This is a genomic window from Herbaspirillum sp. UBA812 (assembly GCF_002296545.1).
Classification (GTDB): Bacteria; Pseudomonadota; Gammaproteobacteria; order Burkholderiales; family Burkholderiaceae_D; genus Herbaspirillum; species Herbaspirillum huttiense.
Map to the genome: position 1 here is coordinate 1 of NZ_DBIC01000114.1, position 5,011 is coordinate 5,011.

The following is a 5,011-nucleotide window of genomic DNA, read 5'->3' on the forward strand; positions in this document are numbered from 1 at the left end:
AGCGCCGGGGCCGGAGGACGGCTATCGTCCGATGACGGCGCGCATCGTCGCCATCGGCGCCTCGACCGGGGGGCCGCAGGCACTGGAGCGGGTGCTCAAGCCTTTGACTGGCCGCTGTCCGGGCATCGTGGTGGTGCAGCACATGCCGCAGCGTTTCACGCGCAGTTTTGCCGAACGCCTGCACCGCATTTCCGGTGCCGAGGTCAAGGAAGCCGAGCATCACGATCTGGTCCTGCCGGGGCGCGTGCTGATCGCGCCCGGCGGCCGGCATCTGGTCCTGCGGCGCGATGGCCAGCAGTACTATGTGGAAACGCTGGATGGCCCGCTGGTGAGCCGGCACAAGCCATCGGTGGACGTGCTGTTCCGCTCGGCGGCCAAGGCCGCGGGCAGCAATGCAGTGGGCATCATCATGACCGGCATGGGGGACGATGGCGCAAGGGGGATGCGGGAAATGTCCGATTGCGGCGCCGCCACCTATGCCCAGGACGAGGCCAGCAGCGTGGTCTTCGGCATGCCGAAAGAAGCGATACACATGGGCGGCGTCGGTGACGTCCTCCCGCTCGATCATATCTCCGCAGTGATAGAACAATATGCCTCTAGAGAATCTCAATGAGCTGATCGAATCCGCGCTGGTCGTCGACGACAGTGCCCTGCAGCGCCAGCACAGCGTGTCGCTGCTGCAGGACCTGGGCGTCGATCTGATCTACGAGGCCGGCAACGGCAACGAGGCGCTGGATCTGCTGGCGCTGCTCAAGCTGCCGCCCGGACTGGCGGTGATCGACCTGGAAATGCCGGGCATGGATGGCATCGAGCTGATCCAGCAATTGCAGCAGAAGGGCATCGACATTCCCCTGATCGTCGCCTCCAGCCGCGAGACCTCGCTGCTGCTGTCGGTGGAGACCATGATCCAGGCCCTGGGCATGAACCTGATCGGGGTGCTGCAAAAGCCGCTCAACCAGGGCCAGCTGCGCACCGCATTGCAATCCTTCCGTCCGCGTGGCGGCGGCGCCCACGCCGATGATGATCCCCAGCCTTCCATGTGTGAAAGCGACCTCGGCACGGCCATCGGTGGCGGCCAGGTGCTGCCGTATTTCCAGCCCAAGGTGGACGTGCAGACCGGCATCCTCAAGGGCGTGGAAGCGCTGGCCCGCTGGGTGCATCCGGAGCGCGGCATGATCCCGCCCGACCGCTTCATTCCGCTGGCCGAGCAGTGCGGCCTGATCCACGATCTCACCATCAGCATGATGGACCAGTCCATGGCCCAGGCGGCCGTCTGGCATAGCCGGGGCCTGGCGATCAAGGTGGCGGTGAATCTCTCGCCGCTGTCGCTGGAGCAGCCGGACTTCCTGCATCGCATTCTGGAACTGGTGGACAAGCACGCGCTGCCGGCCGAGAACGTGGTGCTGGAAATCACCGAGAGTTCGGTGGTGGCGCACAAGGGCAATTCACTGGGCATGCTGGCGCGGCTGCGCCTGAAGGGCTTCGGCCTGTCGATTGACGATTACGGCACCGGTTTCTCGTCGATGCAGCAACTGGCGCGCATCCCCTTCACCGAACTGAAGATCGACCGCTCCTTCGTGCATGGCGCGCATGACCGCAAGAACCTGCGCGTGATCCTGCAATCGGCGCTGGACATGGCCCAGCGGCTGGAACTGGTGACCGTGGCGGAAGGGGTGGAAACGATGGAAGACTGGCGTCTGCTGCAGGACTTCGGTTGCAGCCTGGGGCAGGGCTACCTGATCGGCAAGCCCATGCCGGCCAATGAATTGCCGCTGTGGCTGAAGGGGCATCATCGCCGCCTCGGTGAATTGCGGCCGCTGGGCAAGGGGGCCGCCACGGGCGGCTCGGTTTGAGCTGCCTGGTTCAGATCACAGCCGGCTGATCGGCTGATCGGTGATGGCATCCAGGAAATCGCGCGCCGCGCCCAGTCCCGGAATGCGCACCTGCGCATCGATCTCCAGCATGGGCACCAATACGAAGGCGCGCTGCGCCATGCGCGGATGCGGGACGATCAGTTTTTCATCCTCCAGCTGCGCCTCTCCATACATCAATACATCCAGATCCAGCGTGCGCGGGGCGTTGCGGTAGGGCCGCTCGCGTCCGTGCTGCAGCTCGATGGCCTGCAACGCATGCAGCAGTTCCAGTGCGGTCAGTGACGTGGAGACCAGTGCGACGGCATTGACGTAGTCGTCGCCACTGGAATCGATGGGCGCGGTGCGATAGAGCGAAGAGCTCCGCAGCAGTTGCGACTCGGGCAGCCGGGCCAGATGGGCGATGGCTTCTTCGACGGTGGCGCGGGCGTCGCCCAGGTTGCCACCGATGCCGATCCAGGCCAGCGTGGAGGACGATTCCACGTTGATCAGTCGTCGCCTGCCGGCGCGCTGTCCCCACCCGCACCACCGGCACTGCCGCTGCTGCGACGGCGGCGACGGCGCTTGGGGGCCTCACCCGTGCCGGCATCTGCCGGTGCATCCGGCGTGTCGGCCGCTTCCTTGGAGGCGCGTGCACGCACAGGCGCAGGGGCAGTGGCTTCCTGCTCGCTGCCGCTGTCGCTGGTTTCAACGGTGTCCCCTGCCGACTTGCTGCGGCTGCGTCCACCACGGCGCTTGCGCTTCTTGGGACCGGCGTTGCTGCTGGCAGGATCGGCTGGTTTGCGGGCGATCAGTTCTTCGCGCTCGGCACCGTTGCCGGCGATGAAGGCTTCCCACCATTCACCGAGTTCGGCATCAAGTTCGCCGGACTGGCAGCGCAGCAGCAGGAAATCGAAACCGGCGCGCAGGCGCAGGTGTTCCAGCAATTTGTACGGGGCCTTGCCGACGCGGCGCTCGAAGCGCGGCTGCATGGCCCAGATGTCACGCATGTCGGAGGCGATCTTGCGTTGCAGGGCCAGCTTCTCGGTCTGGGCATCGAGCACGTCATCGGCGGCCAGATGCAGGGCGGGAATCGGATACTCGCCGGCAGCCTGGTAGGCGCGCCATTTTTCCAGCACCTGGTGCCACAGCAGCGAGGCGAACAGGAAGCCCGGCGAGACCCCCTTGCCTTCCTTGACGCGGGCGTCGGTATTGGCCAGCGCCAGGCTGACGAACTTCTCGCCCAGCGGCTGTTCCAGCACCACGTCCAGCAGCGGCAGCAGGCCGTGATGCAGGCCTTCCTTGCGCAGCTGCTGCAGGCAGGCGAGCGCATGGCCGCTCATCAGGAGCTTCAGCATTTCATCGAACACGCGGGCGGCCGGCACGTTGTCGATCAGCGGTGCCATCACGCGGATCGGCGCGCTGCTGGCCGGATCGATGGTGAACTTGAGCTTGGCCGCGAAGCGCACCACGCGCAGCATGCGGACCGGATCTTCACGGTAGCGCGCTTCCGGTTCGCCGATGATGCGCAGCTTCTTGTCGCGGATGTCGGCGATGCCGCCGTGGTAATCGAGCACGGCCTGGCTGGCCGGATCGTAGTACATCGCGTTGATGGTGAAGTCGCGGCGGGTGGCATCTTCATGCTGTTCGCCGAAGGTGTTGTCGCGCAGCACGCGGCCATGTTCATCCTTGGGCGCGGCTTCGGCCGAGGCACCCCGGAAGGTGGTGACTTCGATCAACTCTTGTCCAAACATCACGTGCACGATCTGGAAACGACGGCCGATGATGAAGGCGCGGCGGAACAATTGCTTGACCTGTTCCGGTGTGGCATTGGTGGCCACATCGAAGTCCTTGGGCTTGATGCCCAGCAGCAGGTCGCGCACTGCACCGCCGACGATGAAGGCCTTGTAGCCGGCATCCTGCAGAGTTTGCGTCACGCGCACCGCATTGGGCGAGACCAGTGCCGGATCGATGCCATGCTCTTTGGGCCCGAGCACATCGGGCTCGATCTTGCCGCCTGCGGCAGCGGCCTTGGCGCGCGATTTTTTCACGGGCTCGGCACTCTCGGCTGCAGCGGCCTTGCCGCGGCCGAGGATGGAGCGAATCAGTTTCTTGATCATTGCGGGTGGCCGTCGGCGAAGAGGTTCAGCACCGGCCAGCCGCGCGCCTGGGCGTGCGCCAGCAGCTTGTCGTTGGGGTTGGTGGCGATCGGATCGGTGACGCGTTCCAGCAGCGGAATGTCGTTCTGCGAATCGCTGTAGAAGTAGCTGCGCTCGAACTGGTCCAGCTTGAAGCCCAGGCGTTCCAGCCAGGCTTCGGTGTGCACGATCTTGCCCGGGCCGAAGGTCGGCGTGCCGTCCAGCTTGCCGGTGAGGTTGCCGGCGTCATCGAGCGCGGGCAGGGCGGCGATCAGGTGTTCCACGCCGAAGTGCGAGGCGATCGGCTTTGTCACGAAGTGGTTGGTGGCGGTGACGATGGCCACCAGGTCACCGGCATCCAGGTGCTGCTTCACCAGGGCCACGGCTTGCGGCAGGATGGCGGGCTTGACCACTTCGTCCATGAATTGCAGGTGCATTTCGTCGAGCTGCGTGCGCGGGAAGCGCGACAGGTTGCCCAGCGCGAATTCCAGATAGGCCACCGGATCGAGCGTGCCGTTCTGGTAATGGGCGAACCATTCGTCATTGGCCTTGCGGAAGCTGTCGGCATCCACGGCGCCGATGCGCGCCATGAATTCACCCCACTCGTGGTCGGAGTCGAGCGGCAGCAGGGTATGGTCGAGATCGAAAAGGGCGAGGTTCATTGTTCTCCGGATTCCTGTTGTAACAGTTCGCGTAGCAAGGGCAGGGTGATGGCGCGCTTGGTGGCCAGCGAGTAGCGGTCCAGCGCGTCGAGCATGCGCGACAGCGAGGGCATGTCGCGCCGGTAGTGGGTGAGCATGTACATCATCACGGCCGGGGGGATTTCCAGGCCGCGGTCCAGGGTGATCTGCAGCAGGGCGGCGATCTTCTCGTCGTCCGACAGGTCGTGCACCTGGTAGATCAGGCCCCAGCCGAGCCGCGTGCGCAGGTCTTCGCGCAGCTCCAGGCGGGTCGGCGGCAGGGTGCCGGTGCAGACCATGCAGCCGCCCTGTTCGCGGATCTGGTTGAACAGGTTGAAGGCGT

6 protein-coding genes are annotated in these 5,011 nt (G+C 65.3%); 2 read left to right on the forward strand and 4 right to left on the reverse strand.

The window, feature by feature from the left end; translation table 11 throughout:
* Together B3873_RS07410 and B3873_RS07415 are read left to right on the forward strand one after the other, a co-directional pair.
* A partial coding sequence (locus B3873_RS07410) for a chemotaxis protein CheB (protein WP_286864992.1) occupies positions 1–613 on the forward strand: 613 nt, incomplete at its 5' end.
* Complete coding sequence (locus tag B3873_RS07415; RefSeq protein WP_039789209.1) at positions 591–1,853, forward strand: EAL domain-containing response regulator; 1,263 nt, start codon at positions 591–593, stop codon at positions 1,851–1,853. The genes B3873_RS07410 and B3873_RS07415, both read left to right, overlap by 23 nt.
* Positions 1,854–1,868: 15 nt before the next feature.
* Here the strand turns inward: B3873_RS07415 and folK are convergent, their stop codons facing one another.
* The 4 genes from folK to B3873_RS07435 all read right to left on the reverse strand — a co-directional run.
* Positions 1,869–2,354, reverse strand: a complete 486-nt coding sequence (gene folK / locus B3873_RS07420) for a 2-amino-4-hydroxy-6-hydroxymethyldihydropteridine diphosphokinase (RefSeq protein WP_286864994.1) — start codon at positions 2,352–2,354, stop codon at positions 1,869–1,871.
* Positions 2,355–2,359: 5 nt separating this feature from the next.
* Positions 2,360–3,970 carry a polynucleotide adenylyltransferase PcnB gene (pcnB, locus tag B3873_RS07425; protein ID WP_286864996.1) on the reverse strand — a complete coding sequence of 537 codons (1,611 nt, stop codon included), beginning with the start codon at positions 3,968–3,970 and terminating at the stop codon, positions 2,360–2,362.
* Positions 3,967–4,650 carry an HAD family hydrolase gene (locus tag B3873_RS07430; RefSeq protein WP_286864998.1) on the reverse strand — a complete coding sequence of 228 codons (684 nt, stop codon included), beginning with the start codon at positions 4,648–4,650 and terminating at the stop codon, positions 3,967–3,969. Before B3873_RS07430 ends, pcnB begins: the two co-directional genes overlap by 4 nt.
* Positions 4,647–5,011, reverse strand: a 365-nt coding sequence (locus B3873_RS07435; RefSeq protein WP_286864999.1) for an HdaA/DnaA family protein, incomplete at its 5' end; no start/stop codon positions are given. The genes B3873_RS07435 and B3873_RS07430, both read right to left, overlap by 4 nt.